The sequence below is a fragment of the Kitasatospora sp. NPDC097691 genome (assembly GCF_040302665.1).
Lineage (GTDB): Bacteria > Actinomycetota > Actinomycetes > Streptomycetales > Streptomycetaceae > Kitasatospora.
Window position 1 is genome coordinate 56,981 of sequence record NZ_JBEORY010000035.1, and the last position, 23,600, is coordinate 80,580.

Sequence of the window (23,600 nt, forward strand, 5' to 3'; positions counted from 1 at the left end):
CCACGAACCAGACAAGGACGTCCTCCGTGGCCATCAGTGTCTTCGACCTCTTCTCCATCGGCATCGGCCCGTCGAGCTCCCACACCGTGGGTCCGATGCGCGCCGCCCGGATGTTCGCCCGCCGACTGCGGTCCGAAGGCCTGTTGGCCCAGGTGACGGGTGTGCGCGCCGAGCTGTACGGCTCGCTCGGTGCCACCGGCCACGGCCACGGCACCCCGAAGGCCGTCCTGCTCGGCCTGGAGAACAACTCGCCCCGCACCGTCGACGTCGACCAGGCCGACAAGGACGTCGAGCGGATCACCGCCGAGAAGCGGATCAACCTGCTCGGCGAGCACGCCATCGACTTCGACCCCGACAGCCAGCTCGTGCTGCACCGCCGCCGGTCGCTGCCGTACCACGCCAACGGCATGACCCTCTGGGCGTACGCGGCCGACGGCTCGACGCTGCTGGAGAAGACCTACTACTCGGTCGGCGGCGGCTTCGTCGTCGACGAGGACGCCATCGGCGCCGACCGGGTCAAACCCGACGACACCGCGCTGCGCTACCCCTTCCGCACCGGCGAGGAGCTGCTGCGGCTCACCCGCGAGACCGGGCTGTCCATCTCCGGCCTGATGCTGGAGAACGAGAAGGCCTGGCGCAGCGAGGAGGAGATCCGCACCGGGCTGCTGGAGATCTGGGCCGTGATGCAGGAGTGCGTGCGGGCCGGCATGAGCCGCGAGGGCATCCTGCCGGGCGGCCTCAAGGTCCGCCGCCGGGCCGCCGCGGCGGCGCGGGCGATGCGCGCCGAGGGGATCGGGCCGGCCAACGCGATGGAGTGGGTGACCCTCTACGCGATGGCGGTCAACGAGGAGAACGCCTCCGGCCGCCGGGTGGTCACCGCGCCGACCAACGGCGCGGCGGGGATCATCCCGGCCGTCCTGCACTACTACCTGAACTTCATCCCGGGCGCCGACGAGGACGGCATCGTCCGCTTCCTGCTCGCGGCCGGCGCCATCGGCATGCTGTTCAAGGAGAACGCCTCCATCTCCGGCGCCGAGGTCGGCTGCCAGGGCGAGGTCGGCTCCGCCTGCTCGATGGCCGCGGGCGGCCTCGCCGAGGTCCTCGGCGGCACCCCCGAGCAGGTCGAGAACGCCGCCGAGATCGGCATCGAGCACAACCTCGGCCTCACCTGCGACCCGGTCGGCGGCCTGGTCCAGATCCCCTGCATCGAGCGCAACGGCATGGCGTCGGTCAAGGCCGTCACCGCCGCCCGGATGGCGCTGCGCGGCGACGGCCGGCACCACGTCTCGCTCGACAAGGCGATCAAGACGATGAAGGAAACCGGCGCCGACATGAAGATCAAGTACAAGGAGACCTCGCGCGGCGGCCTCGCCGTGAACGTCATCGAGTGCTGATCGGGCACTGACCGGGGCCCGATCGGAAACCGATCGGGCCCCGATCGCACCGTGACCGTGCGCCGGTCCGGCGCGCCCCGGCCCCCGGGCGGAGCTCCCCTCCGCCCGGGGGCTTTCGCATTTTTACTGGCCGACGGTCCGTCAGCAGGTCCATAATCGCGGCCAGTTGGTTCACGCCGGAGGGGGAGGCGGATGACCTTCCAGCCCGGGCCGGTGCGGCCCGCCGAGCCGCCCGTACCGCCCGAAGTGCCCGGCGGGCCACCGCCGTTGTCGCAGCCGCCGTCACAGCCACCGCCGCCGGAGTCGCCGTACGCGACGTCCGAGGCCACCCGGCTGCTCTGCGCCGGGGTCTACCTCGACCCGGACTACCGGCGGCGCGTCATCACCGAGCTGGTCGACCACGACGAGCGCTCCGTCCCGCCGTCCCTGGGCTTCGACCTGATCACCGTCCTGGCGCACGCCCTGCGGGCCCGGGCCCTGGAGGTCCGCACCGGCGCCGTGCTCGTGGCGGTCTGGCTCGGCTTCTTCTTCTCCGTGTACCGGCCGCTGCTCCGGCACCCGCCGTCCGGCGAGTACTGGAAGGCGTACGGGGAGGGGCTGCTCAGCGGGTACCAGGGGGATCCGTACGGCGGGGAGTCGGCGGCCGACACCGTGTTCGGCGCGCTCGCCCACTTCATGCCGCCGTTCACGGCGACCTTCCCGGTCCTGTACGCCCTGGTCGGCCTGCTGTCCTGGTACGCCAAGCCGGCGGACGTCCGGGAGTACGCGCTGTACGCCCCCGCCGCCCCCGCCGCCCCCACCGCGCCCGACGGCTCCCGCACGTCGGACGTCCGGCGCGCGGCCGGGGGGCTCCTCTCCGCCGTCGCCGTGATCGCGCAGATCCTCTACTGGACCCTGGCGCTGCTCGCCCTGAAGGACGGGGCCTGGGAGGGCGTGCTGTTCCCGCTGGCGCTCGCGGCAACGGTGGGCGGGCACCGCCTCAAGGTCGCCCAGGTCCTCCGGAAGGAGCTGACCCGCGAGACGTTCCCGAAGCATCCGCGCCGGCTGCCCGCCCGGCCGCACTACCAGGCGCTGGGCCGGGCGATCGCCGCCGAGCAGTACTCGCAACTCATCGTCTACGACCCGGCCGACCCCTTCCTCGGCGCCGGATTCCCGTTCAAGGCCTGGTCGTTCACCCTGGAGCTGAAGCGCCGCGAGACCGGTCCAGTGGTCGACGACGGCAGCCTCACGGCCCGGGCCGTCCTCGATCTGGTCATCCCGCGCCTGGCCGCCCTGCGGCAGACTGCCGCCGAGACCAGCCTGGACCGGCTGAAGGACCTGCAGATCGACCACGTCGTCTACCTCCCGTACGGCCCGGCGCGCGGCGACGTCGAACGTGAGCCCGGGCACATCGCCGAGCACATCGCCGAGGCGGTGGACGAGGGCGGCGAACGGCGCCGGCACTTCCTGCGGGTCCGGGTCGGCGCCTGGGACGAACAGCTGGTGCTGACCGTGCAGTTGCGGGTCCACACCCAGGGGAACCTGCTGATGGTGGAGGTCGTCCCGCACGTGCTCGGGCCGGTCCGTCGCGACTACGAACTGCTGGCGGAGGCGGTGGCCCAGCAGGGCACACGGCCCGGACGCCGCGGTCCGGCGATGTCCGCGTTCACCGCCGGACCGGCCGCGCTCCGCTCACTGCTGCGCCCCGGTGGCGGCCGGGCGGCGGGCGGACCGGTCGGCGACGACGACCTGCTGACGGTGGCCGCCCGACCGGTCGTCTCGCTGCGCGAGGCCGCCACCTCGTCGACCGTCTCGATCTTCCAGGAGCTGGACGTCAGACGGTACTTGAAGTCGATCGAGGAGCGGATCACCGGCGGCCTGCGGGTCGCGCTGGAGCAGGCCGGGTACGAGACCGACCGCTTCGAGCAGAACGTGATCCAGGTGATGCAGGGCGGCATCCACATCGGTTCGATGAGCGGCGGCGCCGTCGCCACCAACGGCGGCACGGCACAGTCGGGCGCTCAGGAGACACCACCGTCCGGCAGCAGGCCTTCGTAGCGGGCACGGATTCCGGCGCGGAGCCGGGGAGATGGGTGCGGGAATGAGCGAGGAGCAGAGCGTGCGGCAGGACGAGGAGAACACGCCCCGGGCGAGCGGCGGGGTGTCGATCGGTGCGATGACCGGCGGGGCCGTCGCCGCGGGCCCCGGAGCCCGCGCGGAGGACCGGTCGCAGCGGGCCGGGGCGCCCGACCCGCTGCCGGACGTGAACGGTCCGGCAGTGCCCGCCCCGGCGAACGGCGGAGTGTCGATCGGCGTGATGGCGGGCGGGGCCGTCGCCGCCGGGAAGGACGCGACGGCCGTCGACGCCTCGGTTCGCCTCGGCGCTTCCGGCCGTGAACTGCTCGCGGCCATCGACGAGTTGAGGGGACACTTGCCGATGTTCACCCGGGTCGAGGGCAACGGCGTGGCCGAGGTGGAACAGGAGCTGGCGGCCGTCGGCACGGCCCTCGAACAGACCGGCACCGCCCCGCGCACCCGGCTGGAACGGCTCCGCGACCTCCTGCGGAGCTCGACCACGGTAGTGTCCGGACTCGCCTCGGCGCTGGCAGTCGTGCAGGCGATCGAGCAGTTCCTGCACTGAGCGGGGACCGGGGACGACGGGGGGAACGGGAATGACGGGCATGTACTGGGACAAGAACAGCCAGCAGTGGGTGAGCCGGCCACCGGCGGGCGGCGCGGCCGCGCCGCCTCCGCCGCCCCCTCCGTCGCAGCCGCCGTCGTACCCGCCTTTCCCGCCACCACCGCCGCCGGGCGAGCCGCCGCTGATCACGACACCGCGCGCCCCTCGCCCGCAGCGCCCGCCGGTCACCGGGAAGCGGCGGGTGCTGCTGGTCGCCCTCGCCGGAGCACTCCTCGGGGCGCTCGCGGGCGGCGGCGGCTACCTGCTGACGCGGCACCACGACGGGGGCAAGCCGACCGGTGCGGCGACCCTGCCGGGCACACCGACGGCCACGGCCCCCGGCTCCGCTTCCGGCACGCCGTCCACCCCGACCCCCACGGCCACGGAGTCGCCCTCCCCCACGGCCACCACCCCGACGCCCACGCCGACCCCCACCGGGCTGCACCTCAACCGGGTCCAGGACCCGAACGGCTTCACCCTCCTCGTCCCGGACGGGTGGCAGCGGGTCGAGAAGAACAACTCCACCTTCTACCAGACCGCGGACGAGCACAGCCTGATCCAGGTCTTCGCGATGGGCGACAAGTCCCCCTACGAGGAGGCAGCCGGGACCGAATCCACCCTGGCGGGCGACCCGAATACGTACCCGGGTTACCGCCGCATCCGCCTGGAGCGGACCGCCGACGGCGCGGCCGAGCTGGAGTACGCCTACAACAACCTCAAGACCGGCACCGCCCGGCGAGCGGTCGACCGCGTCATCGTCGGCCCGAACGGCGTCGCCTACGCCGTCATCGTGGCCGGCCCCGAGGGCGACTGGCCCACCCTGATCCAGGGCCTCCGGGAGGCGGAACTCACCGGCTTCTGCTTCACCGCCCAGTGCCCGGCGGGCGCCGGCTGACGCGCGCCGCGCCGCTCCACCCGCGTGGGAAGTCGGCCGGGCCGACTTCCCACGCGGGGCGGCTACCGGCGGGCCGGGAACGCGAGGAACGCCAACCCGCCGGCCAGCACCGCGAGCCCGCACCAGGAGACGGCGGGCAGCCGCTCCCCCAGCGCCGCCACGCCCAGGACGGCGGCGACGGCGGGCTCGGCGAGGGTCAGCGTCGTGGCGGTCTGCGCGGTGGCGTGCCGCAGGCCGTGGCCGAACAGCCGGTACGCGAGGAAGGTGGTGATCACGGCGAGGTGCAGCACGACGCCCGCGCCCCGCACCGTGAGCAGCCAGCCCACCGGCCCGAGCGCCACCACCGGCAGCACCAGCAGTGCCGCCCCGCCGAACATCGCCCCCATCACCCCGGCCGACGGCCGGCCGGCCGCGATCAGCCGCCCGCCGATCAGGGAGTACACGGCGTAGGAGAGCCCGGAGAGCGCCGCCAGCAGCACCCCGAGGACGTCCACCGCGGCGCCGTGCCCGGCGAGTTCGGGACCGAGCACCAGCACCGCGCAGCCGAGCACGGCCAGCGCGGTGGCCGCGGCCCAGCGCCCGCTCGGCCGCCCCTGCCGGGCGAGCCAGCCGAGCAGCCCGGTGAACACGGGCGCGCTGCCCAGCGCGATCACCGTGGCCACCGCCACCCCGGTCCGGGTCACCGCCGGGTAGAAGGTGAGCGGATACCCCGTCACCGCGACCGCACCGGCCGCGAGCAGCCACCGCTCGCGCGGCCCGCAGGCCCGGGGCAGCTCCCGGGCGGAGCGGTCGGACAGGAACAGCAGCAGTCCGCCGAGCACCAGGGCGGCGGCTCCGACGCCGGCCGCCGGGGCGCCCGTCGGCACCAGCGAACTGGCGGTCCCGGTGGTGCCCCACAGCAGCGCGGCCGCGAGGATCGGCGCCGGCCCGCCGAACACGCCGCCACGGCGGGCTGCAGGGGCCGAGCGGGTCGGGCGCGAGGACCCGGCCCCGGAGGAACCGGAAGAACGGGAGGCCCCGGAGGACCGGGAGAAACGGGAGGAACGGATCGAACGGGTCGAGCGCGCACGCTCGGACAAACGATTCGGCACAGTCGTGAACTTCCGTCGTCGAAGACCGTCAGGAGAACTGGTTTCGAGAACGGGCGCACGTCACCGCCCCGCGGCGGCCCCAGCGGGCCGAACCAGGGGTCCGGGGATTCAGGCCACCGACGCGCGCCCGGTCAGGCGCTGAGGGGTGGCAGCACGACGCGCCAGTAGAGGTCCACGGGCCCGATGCTACCCAGGCAGCCCCGATCGGCATCATGGAATTTCACGATCATGAATATTCACAGGCATCGGCGTGAACCTATGCAATATCCAAAGGTGAACTAGGTTACAAACCTTGGATTCCCAGTCGCTCAGTTTGCCCGCATGCTGAGATCCGTGCGATAGTCAAGGCATACTTCGGCGGGCCCGACCTGGCACTGCCGACGCCCATCGCGCGACACGCACCCCCTTGGCCGACGCGATGACTTGCAGGGGCCCCCACCCGCCGGACCACGGCGACACCGGGGGCCCCGCGTGTTTTCCGGGCCGGACGGCCCGCACCGCTCAGTGCCGCTCACGCACCTTGAGCTCGAACCAGACCCCCTTGCCCCGCGGCAGGAGGTCCGCGCCCCAGCGGTCGGCGAGGTCGTCGACGATCTTCAGGCCCCGCCCGCGCTCGTTCACCGGCTTGGGCTCGGCGAGGATCATGCAGGGCATCGCCCGGGAGGAGTCGCGGACCTCGACCCGCAGCCAGCCCGGCTTGCGGCTGACGTGCAGGCCGATGGTGCGCCCGGCCGCGTGCCGCACCGCGTTGGCGACCAGCTCGCTGGTGAGTAACTCACCCGCCTCCAGGTGCTGGTGGAGCTCCCAGGACTCCAGGACGGACAGCACCAGCCGACGGGCCACCGGGCCCGACTCCGGCCGGGACGGCAGCCGCACCTCGCTCGGCGAGGACTGATCGCACAGCCTGCCGGAATACATCTCCTCCAGCTCCTCGGAGCTGAGCCGCTCCAGCGCCGAGAGCGCTCCCTGGACGTCGATCCAGGACGCCTCGGCGACCGCGCCGGCCCCGGGAACTGATGACTGATCTGTTTCGCCCCAACCCGCCATGCGGACCATCATTGCGGAACGCAAGCAGCCGCGTACGGACAATGAGCAAACGATCTCCCCCGAGTCGGCATATGCCGGATGCAAGAAGGGGGTCACCCGGGTCGACGTCCGTCAAGCCCGAGTTGACCCCCGAGCCCTCCTACCAGGAGCCCCACTGAAGGTTCCAGCCGCTCAGCCCGTTCGACGGGTCGAGCGTCTCCTTCTTGATGGAGTTCTTGACGACCACCACGTCACCGACGAGCGAGCCCGCGTAGAACTTGCCCATCGAGCTGGAGTCGCTGCCGCCCTCGGCGTCCTTGAGCCCGACACAGCCGTGGCTGACGTTGTCCCCGCCGAAGATGCTGTTCTTGGCCCACCAGTTGCCGTGCACGTAGGTGCCGCTGGTGGTCAGCCGCATCGAGTGCGGCACCTGGAGGTCGTAGGGGGCTCCGGTCATCCCGGGCAGGGTGCTGGACTGCATCCGCACCGTGCCCTCCTTGGACATGATGACCATGGTGCCGTTCCAGGTCGGGTGGTCGTCCGAGCCCGAGGTGATGTCGATGTCGGAGCTCTGGCCGGCGCTGACGACCGTCATCTTGTGCGCGGCGGCGTCAACCGTCGAGATCTGCGATCGCCCGATCGTGAAGGGCTCGTCCCGGTCCCCGCCGTACACCCCGGGGGCGATCTCCACGCTCTTCAGCCGGTAGTGCACGACCACCTTGGTGCCGGGGACCCAGTACTGCTCCGGGCGGAAGTCCAGCCGGCGGTCGCCGAACCAGTGGCCCTTGACCACGGTGCCGTTGCTGGTCTCGAAGGTGATGCCCTTCGCGACCTCGTCCTTGTTCTTGACGTCCTTGCTGAAGTCCACCGAGACGATCATGCCGACGCCGTACGTGGCGTCGTTGTCCACGTTGTCCGAGGCCTTGGCGAGGGCGGTCGGGGTCAGCGTGGTGAAGCCGCTGTCGGCCGTGGCGACCGCGCCGTCGGCGTCCGCCGCCATCGCGCTGACCTGGTAGGCGGTGCCCACCGCCAGGGCGGCGGACGGGACCCAGGAGGCGCCGTCTGCGGAGATGGTGCCGGGGACCTCCTTGCCGGCCTTGTCGCTCACCTTGACGGTGGTGAGCTTGCCGCCCGTCACACCGACCTTGAGCGCGTTCGGCGCCACGTCCACCGAACCGGCCTTGGGCTCGATGCTCACCGCGGCCTTCGAGACCTTCGGCACCGCGCTGGTGGGCGCCGCCGCGGGCGTGGAGGCGGCCGCGCCGGCCCCCAGGTCGGCCTTGGCCGCGCTGCCGCCACCGCCGCCACCGCCACAGGCGGCCGTCAGCGTCATCGCCCCGCCGACCAGGCCGACGGCCACCACTCTGCGTATCGACCTCACGTCGATTCCCTCCCTCTGCATCCCCGAACTCCCCGGACTCCCCGTGGACCCGCGGCGGACCTGCGACGGCCCCGCATCGGACCCGACCGGGTATACGCACCCGGTCACCGGAAAGGTTGCGCCATGCCCGGGGCTCGCCGCCCCGAAAGCCGAGCGGCCCGACCCCAACGGGTGAGGATCGGACCGCTCGGAGAGAACTCACCGGAGTGCCCGGACTGGCCGGGCCTACCTCCGGGTAGGGCCTACCAGTTGGCCCAGTCCACGTTCCAGCCGCCGAGCCCGTTGTCCGGGGCGACGGTCTTCTCCTTGGTGTTCACGATCTTGATGGGGTCGCCGACGATCGAGTCGTTGAAGAACTTGCCGGCCACCGAGGTGTCGCTGCCGCCCTTCACGTCCTGCATCGAGATGCAGCCGTGGCTGGCGTTGGACTTGCCGAAGGGGTTCGCCCAATAGTTGCCGTGCACGAAGGTGCCGGAGGTGGTCAGCCGCATCGCGTGCGGCACGTCCTGGATGTCGTACTCGCCGCCGAGACCGACGGTCTGCGAGTTCATCCGGGTGACCTTCTCCTTGTCCATCACCACCATGGTCCCGCCCCAGGACGGCGTGGCGTCCGCACCCAGCGTGACCGGCACGGTGGTGCTCTGGCCGCCCCGCTCGATGGTCATCTGGTGCGACTTGGCGTCCGCGGTGGCGACCTGCGAACGGCCGATGGTGAACGGCTCGTCCTTGTCCACGTCGCCGTAGACGCCCGGGGCGACCTCGACGTTCTTCAGCCGGTACTTGATGGTCACCTTGGTGTCCGGCGCCCAGTACTGCTCCGGGCGGAAGTCCACCCGCTTGTCGCCGAACCAGTGGCCCTTGACCACGGTGCCGCTGCTGGTCTCGAAGGTGATGCCCTGGACGACGGCGTCCTTGTTCTTGACCGCCTTGTTGAACTCCACCGAGACGATCATGCCGACGCCGTACGTGGCGCCGTCGCTGATGTTGTCGTTGGTGGAGATCTTCTTGTCCGGCGTCAGCGTGGTGAACGAGGTGGTGGACGCGGCCACCAGCCCCTCGGCGTCCTTGGCCTGGGCGTTCACCTTGTACGCCATGCCGACGGTGAGCGCCGCGGCGGGCTTCCAGCCGGTGCCGTCCGGGGTGATCGCACCCGTGACCGGCTTGCCGTCCTTGTCGGTCACGTCGACCGTGGTGAGCTTGCCGTTGGAGACGGACACCTGCAGCCCGTTCGGCTGGACGTCCTGGGCCCCGTCCTTCGGCTCGACGGCGATCACCGCGGCCGAGGCCTTCGACGTGCCCGAACCGCCCGCACCCCCGCCGTCCGCCGAAGCCGACGCGGCCGCGTTGCCCCCTCCCGAGCCGCCGGAGCCGCTGCCCTTGTCGTCGTTGCAGGCCGCCGTGAGCAGCAGTACCCCACCCATGACCAACGCCATCGCACCCCTGCGCCCGTAGCGGTTGCTGGTGCGTATCGCGGCGCCGGCCGTCTTACCCGTCTTCACGGTTTTCCCCTCCCGGTATCCACTCTCTTGACGCGTTGAGTGCCCCCATGAGTTGCACCGGGCGCCGATCTTTCGCGCCGGGCTGCGGACGCGTCGGAGCAGGATAACCGGGCCGTTCGAACGAATCTCCGGGGGTCCCCGGTGAAGCGGTGGTGAACCGACCGTGAAGCGGCCGGCAGGAGCCGGAAAGGGGGCCGTCTAGCGCAGCGCGCTCCCGGCCACCCACTGGTCCCAGGGCACGTTCCAGCCGTTCAGCCCGTTCTGCGGCGGCACGAAGTCCCCGGCCGAGGCCTTCACCTCCAGCACGTCCCCCGGGACGGTGTGCTCGAACAGCCAGCCCGCCGGGGAGTCCTTGCTGGTGCCGCCCTTCTCGTCGGCCAGGCCGATGCAGCCGTGGCTGGTGTTGGCGGTGCCGAACACGCCCGGGTCCGCCCAGTAGTTGCCGTGGATGAAGGTGCCGGAGCTGGTCAGCCGCATCGCGTGCGGGACGTCCTTGATGTCGTACTCGTCGCCCATGCCGACGGTCTGCGAGTTCATCCGGGTCACCTTGTACTTCTCCGACACCACCATCACCCCCCGGTACGTGGAGTGCTCGGGGCTGCCTCCGGAGACCTTGAGCACCCGGACCACCTTGCCGCCCTGGCCGGCCCGGACGGTCAGGGTGCGCGCGTCCAGGTCCACGGTGGAGACCTGCGCCCGGCCGACGGTGAAGTGCAGGTCCCGGCTCTGGGTGCCGAACTCGCCCGGCGCGCCCTGCACGTCCTTCAGCCGCAACGCCACCGTGACCTTGGTGCCGGCCGCCCAGTAGCGCTGCGGACGGAAGTCCAGCCGCTGGTTGCCGAACCAGTGCGCGGCCACCGGCACCGGCGGGTCGGCGGTGACCTGGACGGCCCGCTCCACCGCCGCCCGGTCGGCGATCGGCCGGCTGAAGCGCAGCGAGACCGGCATGCCGACGCCGACCGTCGAGCCGTCCTCCGGGGTGAAGAAGGCGACGAAGGTGTGCGCCCGGGCGACGGTCGAGAACGCCGAGTGCTGCGCGGCCTTCTGCCCCTGGTCGTCCTCGGCGACGGCGTCCAGGGTGAACGCGGTGCCCAGCGGCAGCGGGCCGTCCGGCGCCCAGCCGCCGCCGTCCCGGGTGATCGTGCCGGGCACCTCGGCGCCCTTGGCGTCCGCCAGCCGCACCGACACCAGCCGGCCCTGCGCGGCACTCACCCGGACCGCGCCCTCCGGCTGCACGTCCTGCGCGCCGTCGGCCGGCAGCGCGGTCACCACCGCCCGGGACGGCGGCGGCGGCGCGGTGTACGGCCCCGCCCCCGCCTCGTCGGCGGCCGCCCCGACCGCCGCGTCCCCGCCCGGCGCGCCACCACCGCTGCCGCACCCCGTGAGAACGGCCAGACAGCAGGCCACCGCCGCCGCACCCCGCGCCCACACCCGTCCTCGGCGCCGCATCCCGGGGCCTCCCACTGTTCGCGTCCGACGCCCGGAACAACGACGGCCGTCGACAAGGGGACACGCCGAACACCCCGGAATCCCCGCACAGGAGCCGGCCACCCCCGGAGCCGCCCCACTCCCGCACCCACCCACCGCTCACACCCCCCTGCGGGCCATCCGCCGGTAAGCCCCCGTTCAGCGGCTTCCGATCTGCGCAATCCGGGAAAGAGGAAGTGAACGGGGTCCGGGACACCCCGCCCAGGGAGGGTACGGCCATGGCGTCAGGGCAGGAGCTGGAAGCCGGGGCACGGCCGGACGGCGGCCCGCACACCGCCGAACCACCACGGCCCGGCAGCTGGCAGCCGCTCGGCGCCCGCGTCCGGACCGACCGGCTCGGCCGCCGGGGCACCAACTTCGCGCTCTGGGCGGCCGGCGCCGAGGCCGTCGACCTCTGCCTCTTCGACGAGGAGGGCCGCGAGAGCCGGCACCGCCTCACCGAGCAGGACTTCCAGGTCTGGCACGGCTTCCTGCCCGGTGTGCGCCCCGGCACCCGCTACGGCTTCCGCGTGCACGGCCGGTGGGACCCGTGGACCGGCGCCCGCTGGAACCCGGCCAAGCTGCTGCTGGACCCGTACGCCCGCGCCGTGGACGGCTGTTACACCTCGCACGACGCCGCCTGCGCCGCCGTCCGCAACTGGCCGGAGGCGGACGTCGCCGACACCGTCCGGGACAACCGCGACTCCGCCCCCTACGTGCCCAGAGCCGTGGTCGTCCACGACGACGACGACTGGTACGACGACCACCGCCCGAAGACCCCGTGGGCCGAGACGGTGCTCTACGAACTGCACGTGCGCGGCTTCACCATGCGCCACCCCGACATCCCGCCGCACCTGCGCGGCACCTACGCCGGTCTCGCCCACCCCGCCTCGATCGCCCACCTCACCCGCCTCGGCGTGACCGCCGTCGAGCTGCTGCCGGTCCACCAGTACGCCAGCGAGGACCACCTGCAGGCGCGCGGCCTGGTCAACTACTGGGGCTACAACACGGTCGGCTACTTCGCCCCGCACGCCGGCTACTCCGCCTCCGGCTCGCGCGGCGGCCAGGTCGGCGAGTTCAAGCGGATGGTCCGCGCCCTGCACGCCGCCGGGATCGAGGTGATCCTGGACGTGGTGTTCAACCACACCGCCGAGGGCGCCGAGCTCGGCCCGATGCTCTCGCTGCGCGGCATCGACAACGCCGCCTACTACCGCCTCCCGCCGAACCGCCCGCGCGGTTACGCCGACTACACCGGCTGCGGCAACACCCTGGACACCCGCCGCCCGCAGGTGATCCGGCTGGTCACCGACTCGCTGCGCTACTGGGTCGCCGAGATGGGCGTGGACGGCTTCCGCTTCGACCTCGCCGCCGCCCTGGCCCGCGGCGGCCCGGGCGGCGGCGACGGAGTGGACATGGACCACCCCTTCCTCGCCGCCGTCGCCCAGGACCCGCTGCTCAGCCGGGTGAAGCTGATCGCCGAGCCCTGGGACGTCGGCCCGGGCGGCTACCAGGTCGGCGGCTTCCCCCCGCTGTGGGCCGAGTGGAACGACAAGTACCGCGACACCGTGCGGGACTTCTGGCGCGGCGCCCGCCCGGACGTCCGGGAGCTCGGCTACCGGCTCACCGGCTCCTCCGACCTCTACCAGCGCGGCGGGCGCCGCCCGTACGCCTCCGTCAACTTCGTTACCGCGCACGACGGTTTCACCCTGCGCGACCTGGTCTCCTACGACCGCAAGCACAACGAGGCGAACGGCGAGGCCAACCGGGACGGCACCGACGACAACCGCTCGTGGAACCACGGCGCCGAGGGCGAGACCGCAGACCGGGACGTCAACGCGCTGCGGCTGCGCCAACTGCGCAACCTGACCGCCACCCTGCTGCTCTCCGCCGGCGTCCCGATGCTCACCGCCGGGGACGAGCTGGGCCGCACCCAGGGCGGCAACAACAACGCCTACTGCCAGGACAACGAGGTCAGTTGGCTGGACTGGTCACTGCTGGCGGAGCCCGGCTGGCGGGAGCTGACCGAGCTGACCGCCCGGCTGATCCGGCTGCGCCGCTCCCACCCGGTGCTGCGCCGGCGGGCGTTCTTCTCGGGCCGGGCCGCCGCCCCCGGCGGCCAGCCCGACCTGGCCTGGTTCACCCCGCTGGGCAAGGAGATGACCGAGGCCGACTGGTTCGCGCCGACCGCCTGCCTGGGCATGCTGCTGTCCGGCACCGCGATGTCCGAACGGGACGACGCCGGGCTGCCGTTGCGCGACGACAGCTTCCTGCTGCTGCTCAACGCGGGCCACCGGGCCACGGTGTTCACGCTGCCCGGCGAGCCCTGGGCGGCACCGGAGGCCGCGTACGAGACGGTGGTCGACACGGCCGCGGCGGGTACCGGCGAGCCGTACCCGCGGGGCACCGTCGCCCTGGGCGGGCGCTCGCTGCAGCTGCTGCGCGCGCCCGCCCCCGGGGCCTGACCGTGGCCCGGCCGGGGCCAGGCCGGGGCCGGGCCGGGCCCGTGTAGGCCGGCCGACTCGGCCGCGTCAGCCGCGCGCGTGCCCGAGCTCGACGTTCTCCAGCACGCCGATCGCGTCCGGCACCAGCACCGCCGCCGAGTAGTAGGTGCTGACCAGGTACGAGGCGACCGCCGACTCGTCGATGCCCATGAACCGCACGTTCAGGCCCGGCTCGACCTCGTCCGGGATGCCGATCTGGGTGAGCCCGACCACGCCCTGGTTGTCCTCGCCGACCCGCATCGCGATGAACGCGCTGGTCTGCTGGTCGGAGACCGGGATCTTGGTGCACGGGAAGATCGGCACCCCGCGCCAGGTCGGCCGCTGCTTGCCGAGCACCTCGACGGTGGCCGGGTAGACGCCGACCTTGTTGCACTCCCGTTCGAAGGCGGCGATCGCCCGCGGGTGGGCGAACAGGTGGTCGGTGTCACGGCGCATGCTCAGCAGCTCGTCCAGGTCGTCCGGGGTGGGCGCCCCGGAGCGGGTCTGGATCCGCTGGTCGAAGTCGGCGTTGCCGAGCAGGCCGAACTCCGGGTTGTTGATGATCTCGTGCTCCTGCCGCTCCCGCAGCGCCTCGATGGTCAGCCGCAGCTGCTCCTCGGTCTGGTTCATCGGCTTGTTGTAGAGGTCCGCGACCCGGGTGTGCACCTTGAGGACCGTCTGCGCGACGCTCAGCTCGTACTCGCGCGGCTTCAGCTCGTAGTCCACGAAGGCGCCGGGCAACTCGTACTCGCCCTCGTGGCCGGCCGACAGGTCGATCTCCGCCTCGCCGTGCGCGTTCTGGGCCTGCGCGGCGTCGGCGGCGAAGCCCAGCAGCTGCTCGCGCAGCGAGTCCGAGCGGTCGACCAGCTCCTGGAAGACCGACCAGGGCAGCGCCATCGCGGTGCCGGAGGTCGCCGCCTTCACCGTGTACGGCCAGGTGCCGCTCGGCTCGGTGAGCGCCTCGTCGCCGATGTGGTCGCCGTCGGCGAGCGAACCGAGCACCGCCTGCTCGCCGTACTTGCCGGTGCCGATCCGGTCCACCTTGCCGTGCGCGACCAGGAACACCTCCTCGATCGGCGCGCCCTCCTGCACCAGCACGTCGCCGACCGCGAAGTCCCGCTGCACGAACCGGCGGGCCAGCTCCTCCAGCACCGCGTCGTCCTGGTAGCCGCGCAGCGCCGGGACCTCGCGCAGCGAGGGGGCGATCACGCTCACCGCGGAGCCGGCCTTGGAGAAGACCACCCGGCCGCGGCCGGTGGCGAAGCTGAGGCGGCGGTTGACCCGGTAGGTGCCCGCACTGACCTGCACCCAGGGCAGCATCTTCAGCAGCCAGCGGGAGGTGATCTCCTGCATCTGCGGCTTCGACTTGGTCGTGGTCGCCAGGTTGCGCGCCGCGGTCGTGCTGAGGCTGAGCTGGGCCCGTACCCGCACTGTCGCGGATCCCGGGCCGGGGGTCGGGTTGGACTCGGTCTCGACCGTCATGTCCGCACTCCTGTCACTCGGGCATCAATGAGCATCCGTCAGGAGATCCATCGGCCGATCGGCCGGGGCTCGCAAGTGGCGCACGGCGCATTCCTCCCTGCACGAACCGCCACGCACGCCCCGCCGCCCACCCGCACACCGCCCATCCGGGTGGCCGGTTATCGCCCACACCGCCGACAGGGGCGAAAAACCGGATGAGAAGTGACGGGCTCTCTGCCTACCCTCACCGCGATGGCCGAGAACCGACAAGACACCGACAACCAGCCCGCCGACGGGACCGCCGCAGCCACCGCAGCCGCACCGGCGACCGCGCCCCGCCACTCCACGGTCCGCTCGCTGCTGCGCCTGTGGCCGTACGCGCGCGCCGTCCGCGGCCGGCTGGTCGTCTCGGTGACGGCCGCCACGCTCGGCATGCTGAGCACCCTCGCCGTCCCGGTGCTCCTCGGCCGGATCGTGGACGGCCCGCTCGCCACGCACGACCTGGCCGCCCTCTGGCCGCTGGTCGGCCTGGTGCTGCTGGTCGGGCTCTTCGAGGCCGGGCTGTTCTACACCCGCCGGGTGGTGCTCGCCCGCCCGCTGGCCGGGCTGGAGACGGCGATGCGCGGCGACCTCTTCGCCAAGCTCCAGCGGCTGCCGGTCTCCTTCCACGACCGCTGGGGCTCCGGCCAGCTGCTCTCCCGAGCCACCGCGGACATGTACACCATGCGGCTGTTCCTGGCCTTCCCGCTGGTCTTCCTGATCGTCAACTCGGTGATGTTCCTGGCCGGCACGGTGGTGATGTTCACCCAGGACTGGCGGCTCGCCCTGATCGCCCTGGTCCCCGTCGTCCCGCTGTTCCTCCTCACCCGGCGCTTCGAGTCCGGCTACTCCGGCGCCTCCCGCCTCGCCCAGGACCAGAACGGCGACCTCGCCACCGTGGTCGAGGAGTCCGTCCTCGGCATCCGGATCCTCAAGGCCTTCGGCCGCCACCGCTCGATGGCCGAGCGCTTCCGCGCCCGGTCCCGGGAGCTGCGCCGCACCGAGCTGCACAAGGCCCACCTGCTCGCCAACCTCTGGGCCGTCATCGTCGGCCTGCCGGAGATCGCCCTCGGCTGCGCCCTCGCCGCCGGCGCCTACCTGGTCGCCCACGACGAGCTGAGCGCCGGCGCCCTGGTCGCCTTCCTCTCCACCGCGCTCGCGCTGCGCTGGCCGGTGGAGTCGCTCGGCTGGCTGCTCGCGTACGCCAACGAGGCCGCCACCGCGACCGACCGCTTCTTCGAGGTGCTGGACGAACCGGACACCCCCGACCCGGGCACCGCCACCGGCCTCACCACCCGGGACGGCATCCGCTTCACCGGCGTCCGCTTCCGCTACCCCGACGCCCCCGCCGACAGCCCCGACCTGCTGACCGGCATCGACCTGCACATCCGCAGCGGCGAGACGATGGCCCTGGTCGGCGCCACCGGCAGCGGCAAGACCACGCTCACCGCGCTGCTCCCCCGGCTGTACGACGCCACCGCCGGCACCGTCACGCTGGACGGCCGGGACATCCGCGACCTGCCCCGGGAGCGGCTGCGCGAACTCGTCGCGGTCGCCTTCGAGGAGCCCACCCTGTTCTCCGCCACCGTCCGGGAGAACGTCCTGATGGGCGCCCCGGGCGCGAGCGGGGAGCAGCTGCGCTCCGCCCTCGCCACCGCCCAGGCCGGCTTCGTGGAGAACCTCCCCGAGGGCGTCGACACCGAGGTCGGCGAACAGGGCCTGAGCCTGTCCGGCGGCCAGCGCCAGCGTCTCGCCCTGGCCCGCGCGGTGGTCGGCGACCCGGCCTTCCTGGTACTGGACGACCCGCTCTCCGCCCTGGACGTGCACACCGAGGCCCTGGTCGAGCGTGCCCTGCGCGAGGTCCTCGGCACCACGACCGCCCTGGTGGTCGCCCACCGCCCCAGCACCGTGCTGCTCGCCGACCGGGTCGCGGTCCTGGCGGACGGCCGGATCGAGGCCGTCGGCACCCATCAGGAACTGCTCCGCGACTGCGCGCACTACCGCGAACTGATGTCGGGCGAGGCCGCCCTCGTGCCCGAAGGAAGTACAGCCCCGTGACCACGACCGCCGAACCCACGAAGGCCGAGCCCGCCCCGTCCGCCGAGGAGGAGCTGCCCCCGCCGCCGGCCGACGAGGAGGACATCCCCGTCCCGCCCGGCGCTCCCCGGGCGCTGCTGCGCTCGCTGCTCGGCCCGCACCGGGCCCGGATCGCCGTCGCGATGGTGGTGATCCTGGTCCAGCAGGCCGCCCTGCAGTCCGGCCCGCTGCTGGTCGCGGTGGCGATGGACCGCGCCATCCCGGCACTGCGCGAGCACGACTCCGGCCCGCTGGTCGCGGTCGTCGCCGCGTACCTGTTCTGCGCGCTGCTCAGCCCGGTGCTGCAGTGGGTGTTCATCAAGATCAGCGCCCGGATCAACCAGGACATCCTGCTGGAGCTGCGCGGCCGGATCTTCCGGCACGCCCAGCGGCTGAGCCTGGACTTCCACGAGCGCTACACCTCGGGCCGGATCATCTCCCGGGCCACCAGCGACATCGACGCACTGCGCGAGCTGCTCTCGGAGGGCCTGCAGGAGCTGCTGACGGTCTTCCTGTCGGTCTTCTACATCTCGGTGCTGCTGCTGGTGCTGGACTGGCGGCTCGGCCTGGTCTCGCTGGCGTCCGCGGTGCCGCTGGCGCTGATCGCCCGGTCCTTCCGCAGCCGCTCGCGCCGGGTGTACCGCCGCTCCCGCACCTCGGCCGCCTCGCTGATCGTCCGCTTCACCGAGACCATGAACGGCATCCGCCCGGTGCAGGCCTTCCGCCGCGAGAAGGCCAACGACGCGGCCTTCGCCGTGGTCAACCGGCAGTCCGCGACCGCGACCGCGGACGGCCTGCTGGAGATCGCCCGCTACGTCGGCCTCTCCCGGGCCACCGCCAACCTGTGGCTCACCGGCGTGCTGCTGTACGGCGCCTACCTGGCCGTCGACGACGCACTGGCGCTGGGCACGCTCACCGCCTTCGTCCTCTACCTGCGCCGGCTCTACGACCCGATCGACCAACTGGCGATGTTCCTGAACAGCTACCAGTCGGCCGCCGCCGCGCTGGAGAAGATCGCCGGCCTGCTCGCCCACGAGCCGACCGTCGCCGAGCCGGCCGAGCCGCAGGAGCTGCCGCAGGCGGCCGGGAAGGGCCGGGAGGTGTCCTTCGAGGCGACCCGCTTCTCCTACCCCACCGGCAAGGAGGTGCTGCCGCCCTTCGACCTGCTGATCCCGGCCGGGCAGACGGTCGCGGTGGTCGGCGCGACCGGCGCGGGCAAGTCGACGGTCGCCAAGCTGCTGGCCCGCTTCTACGACCCGACCGACGGCCGGATCCGGCTGGACGGCGTGGACCTGCGCGGGCTGGCCACCCCCGAGCTGCGGCGCGGCGTGGTGATGGTGACCCAGGAGTCGTTCCTGTTCTCCGGCACGGTCGCCGAGAACATCGCGATCGGCCGCCCCGGCGCCACCCGCGAGGAGGTCGAGCGGGCCGCCCGCGACATCGGCGCGTACGAGTTCGTCGCCGCGCTGCCGGACGGCTTCGACACCGACGTGCGCAAGCGCGGCGGCCGGATCTCGGCCGGCCAACGTCAGCTGGTGGCCTTCGCCCGCGCCCTGCTGGCCGATCCGGCGGTGCTGATCCTGGACGAGGCGACCAGCTCGCTGGACGTCCCGGGCGAGCAGGCCGTACAACGGGCGATGCGCACGGTGCTGGCCGGCCGGACGGCGGTGATCATCGCGCACCGGCTCTCCACCGTGGAGATCGCCGACCGCGTCCTGGTGATGGACCAGGGCCGGATCGTGGAGGACGGCTCCCCGCAGGAGCTGATCGACGGCTCCGGCCGCTTCGCCACCCTCCACCGGGCCTGGCGGGACAGCCTGGTCTAGCCGCGGGGTGTCCGACACCCCCGGCCCTCGAATGTGCCCGTCCGGGTGCGCCGTCACGCACCCGGCCGGGCCGCCCCTCGGATGACTGCCGTGCGTCGCGGACGCATGGCAGTCATCCGGCGCGACGTCAGCGCAGCAGCCCCGCGTCCATCCCGGCCGACTCGGCGGGCAGGGCGACCAGGCCCAGCTCGGCCGGGGAGGCCAGCCGCGGGTGCGCGGGCAGCACGCGGACGGTGTAGCCGAACGGACCGGTCCGGCACAGTTCCAGCGCGCCCTCGTAGCGGGTACGGCCGTCCAGGTCGGGCCCGCCGACCGGCTTCAGGGCGAGCAGGCAGGCGTCCGAGATGCCGTCCGACTCGTCCACCCGGCCGGAGACCACCTGGACCTCGACGTCGCCCGGCTGCAGCGTGCCGAGCGCGACCTGCACTCGCAGCGCCAGCGAGCTGCCCAGCTCCTGGGCCTCGGTCGGGCACTCCGCCTCGACGTGCTCGACCCGGACGGCCGGCCAGGCCTCCCGGACCTTCGCCTTCCAGGCGGCCAGCTCCCGCGCGCCCGTGAACCGCCCGGCGGAACGCCCGCCCGCCTCCGGGTGCCCGGGTTCCGGCGCCGCCAGCTCCCGCTGGGCCAGCGCCGCCGGTGCGTACAGCCGTTCGACGTACTCGCGGACCATCCGCCCGGCGAGCACCTTGGGCCCGAGGGTGACCAGGGTGTGCCGGACCATGGCGATCCAGTGGTGCGGCAGCCCGTCCGCGTCGCGGTCGTAGAACCGGGCGGCGACCTGGTGCTCGATCAGGTCGTAGAGCGCGGCCGCCTCGATGTCGTCGCGCCGCTCGGCCTCGCCGCTGTCCGGGTCGAGCACCCCGCCGCTCTCGTCGGCGGTGGGGATCGCCCAGCCGTTGCGGCCGTCGTACCACTCGTCCCACCAGCCGTCCAGGACGGACAGGTTGAGGCAGCCGTTGAGCGCGGCCTTCATCCCCGAGGTGCCGCAGGCCTCCAGCGGGCGCAACGGGTTGTTGAGCCAGACGTCGCAGCCCGGGTAGAGGTGCCGGGCCATCGCCATGTCGTAGTCCGGCAGGAAGACGATCCGGTGCCGGACCGCCGGGTCGTCGGCGAAGGCGACCAGCTGCTGGATCAGCCGCTTGCCGCCGTCGTCGGCCGGGTGGGCCTTGCCGGCCACCACGATCTGCACCGGACGGGTGGGGTGCAGCAGCAGGCCGCGCAGCCGCTCCGCGTCGCGCAGCATCAGGGTGAGCCGCTTGTAGGAGGGCACCCGGCGGGCGAAGCCGATGGTGAGCACGTCGGGGTCGAGCACCGAGGAGACCCAGCCGAGCTCGGCCTCGCCGGCCCCGCGCTGGCGCCAGGAGGCGCGCAGCCGGCGGCGGGCCTCCTCCACCAGCTGGGCGCGCAGGGCGCGGCGGAGGTCCCAGATCTCGGTGGTGCCGATCGCCTCCAGGCCGGTCCAGCGGGTGGCCTCGCCGGTGGTCATCGCCTCCTCGGCGCGCTCGGCGCCGATCTCGGCGGCGCCGAGCCGCACCACGGCCGGGTCGATCCAGGTGGCGGCGTGCACGCCGTTGGTGACCGAGGTGATCGGCACCTCGGAGGGGTCGAAGCCGGGCCAGAGGCCGTTGAACATCGAGCGGCTGACCTCGCCGTGCAGGGTGGAGACCCCGTTGGCGCGCTGGGCCAGCCGCAGGCCCATGGCGGCCATGTTGAACAGCTTCGGGTCCCCGCCGTACCAGGTCTCGGCGCCGAGCGCGAGCACCCGGTCGACCGGGACGCCGGGCAGCGCGGCGTCGCCGCCGAAGTGGCGGGCGACGAGGTCGCGGTCGAAGCGGTCGATGCCGGCCGGGACCGGCGTGTGGGTGGTGAAGAGGGTGCCGGCCCGGACGGACTCCAGGGCGGCGGCGAAGTCCGGACCGTCCGGCTCCTCGGCGACGAGTTCGCGGATCCGTTCGACGCCGAGGAACCCGGCGTGGCCCTCGTTGGTGTGGAAGACCTCGGGGGCGGGGTGTCCGGTGAGCCGGCAGTAGACGCGCACCGCCCGTACACCGCCGATGCCGAGCAGCATCTCCTGCAGCAGCCGGTGCTCGCTGCCGCCGCCGTACAGCCGGTCGGTGACGTCGCGTTCGGCGGGTGAGTTGGCCTCGATGTCGGAGTCGAGCAGCAGCAGCGGCACCCGCCCGACCTGGGCCTTCCAGATCCGGGCGGCCAGGGTGCGGCCGCCGGGCAGGGCGAGGTCGACCCTGCCGGGGGTGCCGTCGGCCTCCCGGAGCGGGCTGACCGCGAGCTCGTCCGGGTCGAGCAGCGGGTAGCGCTCCTGCTGCCAGCCGTCCCGGCCGAGGGACTGCCGGAAGTAGCCGTGCCGGTAGAACAGCCCGACGCCGATGACCGGGACGCCGAGGTCGCTGGCGGCCTTGAGGTGGTCGCCGGCCAGGATGCCGAGCCCGCCGGAGTACTGGGGCAGCGCGGCGGCGATGCCGTACTCGGGCGAGAAGTAGGCGATCGCGGCGGGCAGCGGGGCGGCGTCGGCCTCCTGCTGCCGGGTCTGGTACCAGCGCGGGCCGGTCAGGTAGTCGCGCAGGTCGTCGGCGAGGTCGCCGAGTCTGCGCAGGAACCGCCGGTCGGCGGCGAGCGCGGCGAGCCGGCCGGCCGGGACCTCCCCGAGCAGCCGCACCGGGTCCTCGCCGGTCGCGGCCCAGACCTCCGGGTCCACGGACCGGAACAGGTCCCTGGTCTCGGGGTGCCAGGACCAGCGCAGGTTGAGGGCCAGCTCGTGCAACGGCTGGAGTTGTTCGGGCAGGACGGTGCGGACGGTGAATCTGCGGATTGCCTTCACGGCGTGAAGCGTAGCCGTGGCAGTCGGCCCGACAGTGCGTCAAGTGGGCTATTGGGCATCCGTTCGGGCTATTGATGAGATCGCATTCGGCGCATTGGACTGCACGGGGGGCGCGCGAGGCGCACATTTCGAGGAGCCGCGCTACCAATGCGTGAACTCTTCGGTACGGATCCATTTCCGATGGCGCATCCGCTCGGGAGAAGACCCGAAACTACTGTCGTACCGCTGCAAAAACCTTGTCGCCGGTGCGAGGATGACCGAAGGTCGTTGATGCTGTGGGGAGTGCGGCGACGGGTGGCGTCCCCCTTGAAGCAGCACGTCCAAATCCTTTTCGCGTTGGCCGTTCCCGCTCTTCTTAGCCCATTCGGCGCTCACCGCGCACCGACGCGTGTCCTCGCGCCCGGCCCGCTCGTTCACGGGTGGACCGGGCCGCCCAGGGGCGTGCCCCCGGAGGCGTGCGCCGGGACGCGCACGGGCTCAGGGGCGACCCGCCACCGGCTCGGCGGGCGCCGGGCAGGTTGCCGGGGACAGCGGCGCGGGCAGGCTCCGGTCGCACGTCCTCCCCACCCAGCAGTCCTCCCGGTACTCCCCTGGCCCGACCCCCCGGCCCGCGGGAGCTGCCGCCGATCTCGGGCAGGAGTTTGGCATGCACGGCGACACGCGGGATCAGTCCACACCGGTGGCCGAAGCCCTCGACTCAGCGGTCGCGGAATCCTCCGGACGGATGGATTCTGACACTCGGACAGATCCGGCGATGCCTGCGCCCAGGGCGTCCGGCGCCGTCCGTACCGGATCCTCCGAATCCCAACCCCCCGCGGCCCCGCCGTCAGCGGCGCGGTCCTCCGAAGCGACCCGACAACCCGGGGCCGAGGAGGACCGGACCGCGGCACCCCGCCGGCGCACCACCACGCGCCGCACCACCGCGTCGGCCGCCACCCCGAAGGCCGACGCCGGGGCCGAGTCCGCGCCCCGCCGGACGACCGCCGCGAGGAAGGCGGCCGCCCCGAAGGCGACCGCCGCGAAGACCGCCGCCGCACCCGCGGCCGAACGCGCGGCCAAGCCCGCCCGCAAGCAAGCCGCCAGGCCCTCCGCCCGCAAGACAGAGAGCGACACCGTGATCGGCCGCATCCCCGTCCTGGACGTCAGCCCCCTCGTCGACGCCGGCCGCCGCCCGGCCAAGGCCGTCGCCGGCGAGACCTTCCTGGTCACCGCGACCGTCTTCCGGGAGGGCCACGACGCCGTCAACGCCAACGTGGTGCTGCGCGACCCGCGCGGCCGCAGCGGCCCGTGGACCCCGATGCGCGAGCTCGCCGAGGGCACCGACCGCTGGGGCGCGCACGTCACCCCGACCGCGCCCGGCCGCTGGTCGTACCTGGTGGAGGCGTGGAGCGACCCGATCGCCACCTGGCGCAAGGCCGCCGCGGTGAAGCTGCCCGCCGGGATCGACACCGCGCTGGTCCTGGAGGAGGG

At 73.0% G+C, this 23,600-nt stretch carries 15 protein-coding genes; 8 read left to right on the forward strand and 7 right to left on the reverse strand.

Annotated features, from left to right (window positions below; translation table 11 throughout):
• Positions 1 to 26 precede the first annotated feature (26 nt).
• The 4 genes from ABTY56_RS23740 to ABTY56_RS23755 all read left to right on the forward strand — a co-directional run bounded on the left by ABTY56_RS23740 (position 27) and on the right by ABTY56_RS23755 (position 4,948).
• The gene (locus tag ABTY56_RS23740) at positions 27 to 1,394 is read left to right on the forward strand and encodes an L-serine ammonia-lyase (RefSeq protein WP_350631001.1); all 1,368 of its coding nucleotides are present in this window, start codon (positions 27 to 29) and stop codon (positions 1,392 to 1,394) included.
• Positions 1,395 to 1,586: 192 nt separating this feature from the next.
• Positions 1,587 to 3,431 (forward strand): AbeC-like domain-containing protein, encoded by a 1,845-nt coding sequence (locus ABTY56_RS23745; protein WP_350631003.1) that lies wholly within the window; start codon positions 1,587 to 1,589, stop codon positions 3,429 to 3,431.
• Between the two features lie 43 nt (positions 3,432 to 3,474).
• Entirely contained in the window at positions 3,475 to 4,014 is a 540-nt protein-coding gene (locus ABTY56_RS23750; RefSeq protein ID WP_350631005.1) for a hypothetical protein, read from the forward strand.
• Positions 4,015 to 4,045: 31 nt separating this feature from the next.
• The gene (locus ABTY56_RS23755) at positions 4,046 to 4,948 is read left to right on the forward strand and encodes a serine/threonine kinase C-terminal domain-containing protein (RefSeq protein ID WP_350631006.1); all 903 of its coding nucleotides are present in this window, start codon (positions 4,046 to 4,048) and stop codon (positions 4,946 to 4,948) included.
• A gap of 62 nt (positions 4,949 to 5,010) precedes the next feature.
• On the opposite strand, the gene ABTY56_RS23760 is transcribed toward ABTY56_RS23755, so the two are convergent.
• The 5 genes from ABTY56_RS23760 to ABTY56_RS23780 form a co-directional block, all read right to left on the reverse strand.
• Positions 5,011 to 5,886, reverse strand: coding sequence for a DMT family transporter (locus ABTY56_RS23760; protein WP_350631008.1), 876 nt, complete (start codon positions 5,884 to 5,886; stop codon positions 5,011 to 5,013).
• Positions 5,887 to 6,540: 654 nt separating this feature from the next.
• A complete protein-coding gene (locus tag ABTY56_RS23765) occupies positions 6,541 to 7,086 on the reverse strand; it encodes an ATP-binding protein (RefSeq protein WP_350631010.1) in 546 nt (181 codons plus the stop codon).
• A 139-nt stretch (positions 7,087 to 7,225) separates the two neighbouring features.
• Positions 7,226 to 8,446 carry a L,D-transpeptidase gene (locus ABTY56_RS23770; protein WP_350631011.1) on the reverse strand — a complete coding sequence of 407 codons (1,221 nt, stop codon included), beginning with the start codon at positions 8,444 to 8,446 and terminating at the stop codon, positions 7,226 to 7,228.
• Positions 8,447 to 8,688: 242 nt separating this feature from the next.
• On the reverse strand, positions 8,689 to 9,945 hold the full coding sequence (locus ABTY56_RS23775; protein WP_350631013.1) for a L,D-transpeptidase: 1,257 nt from the start codon (positions 9,943 to 9,945) through the stop codon (positions 8,689 to 8,691).
• 198 nt (positions 9,946 to 10,143) lie between these two features.
• Complete coding sequence (locus ABTY56_RS23780; RefSeq protein ID WP_350631014.1) at positions 10,144 to 11,394, reverse strand: L,D-transpeptidase; 1,251 nt, start codon at positions 11,392 to 11,394, stop codon at positions 10,144 to 10,146.
• Between the two features lie 257 nt (positions 11,395 to 11,651).
• Between ABTY56_RS23780 and glgX the strand changes: the two genes are divergently transcribed.
• A complete protein-coding gene (gene glgX, locus ABTY56_RS23785) occupies positions 11,652 to 13,874 on the forward strand; it encodes a glycogen debranching protein GlgX (protein ID WP_350631016.1) in 2,223 nt (740 codons plus the stop codon).
• 66 nt (positions 13,875 to 13,940) lie between these two features.
• On the opposite strand, the gene ABTY56_RS23790 is transcribed toward glgX, so the two are convergent.
• Positions 13,941 to 15,374: a family 2B encapsulin nanocompartment shell protein gene (locus tag ABTY56_RS23790; RefSeq protein ID WP_350631017.1), complete on the reverse strand. Its 1,434-nt coding sequence runs from the start codon at positions 15,372 to 15,374 to the stop codon at positions 13,941 to 13,943.
• A gap of 231 nt (positions 15,375 to 15,605) precedes the next feature.
• On the opposite strand from ABTY56_RS23790, the gene ABTY56_RS23795 reads away from it, so the two are divergent.
• A complete protein-coding gene (locus tag ABTY56_RS23795; protein ID WP_350631018.1) occupies positions 15,606 to 17,450 on the forward strand; it encodes an ABC transporter ATP-binding protein in 1,845 nt (614 codons plus the stop codon).
• Entirely contained in the window at positions 17,447 to 19,294 is a 1,848-nt protein-coding gene (locus ABTY56_RS23800; protein ID WP_502893174.1) for an ABC transporter ATP-binding protein, read from the forward strand. Before ABTY56_RS23795 ends, ABTY56_RS23800 begins: the two co-directional genes overlap by 4 nt.
• A gap of 127 nt (positions 19,295 to 19,421) precedes the next feature.
• Here the strand turns inward: ABTY56_RS23800 and glgP are convergent, their stop codons facing one another.
• Positions 19,422 to 22,130: an alpha-glucan family phosphorylase gene (gene glgP / locus ABTY56_RS23805; protein WP_350631019.1), complete on the reverse strand. Its 2,709-nt coding sequence runs from the start codon at positions 22,128 to 22,130 to the stop codon at positions 19,422 to 19,424.
• A 754-nt stretch (positions 22,131 to 22,884) separates the two neighbouring features.
• Between glgP and ABTY56_RS23810 the strand changes: the two genes are divergently transcribed.
• The coding region (locus tag ABTY56_RS23810; RefSeq protein ID WP_350631021.1) for a maltotransferase domain-containing protein at positions 22,885 to 23,600 on the forward strand (716 nt) is incomplete at its 3' end.

Bases quoted from the DNA above. Each gene is read 5' to 3' on its own strand.
- ABTY56_RS23745 (WP_350631003.1), top strand. From the start codon at position 1,587: ATGACCTTCCAGCCCGGGCCGGTGCGGCCCGCCGAGCCGCCCGTACCG.
- ABTY56_RS23765 (WP_350631010.1), bottom strand. From the start codon at position 7,086: ATGGCGGGTTGGGGCGAAACAGATCAGTCATCAGTTCCCGGGGCCGGC.
- ABTY56_RS23750 (WP_350631005.1), top strand. From the start codon at position 3,475: ATGAGCGAGGAGCAGAGCGTGCGGCAGGACGAGGAGAACACGCCCCGG.
- ABTY56_RS23780 (WP_350631014.1), bottom strand. From the start codon at position 11,394: ATGCGGCGCCGAGGACGGGTGTGGGCGCGGGGTGCGGCGGCGGTGGCC.
- ABTY56_RS23790 (WP_350631017.1), bottom strand. From the start codon at position 15,374: ATGACGGTCGAGACCGAGTCCAACCCGACCCCCGGCCCGGGATCCGCG.
- ABTY56_RS23795 (WP_350631018.1), top strand. From the start codon at position 15,606: ATGGCCGAGAACCGACAAGACACCGACAACCAGCCCGCCGACGGGACC.
- glgX (WP_350631016.1), top strand. From the start codon at position 11,652: ATGGCGTCAGGGCAGGAGCTGGAAGCCGGGGCACGGCCGGACGGCGGC.
- ABTY56_RS23755 (WP_350631006.1), top strand. From the start codon at position 4,046: ATGACGGGCATGTACTGGGACAAGAACAGCCAGCAGTGGGTGAGCCGG.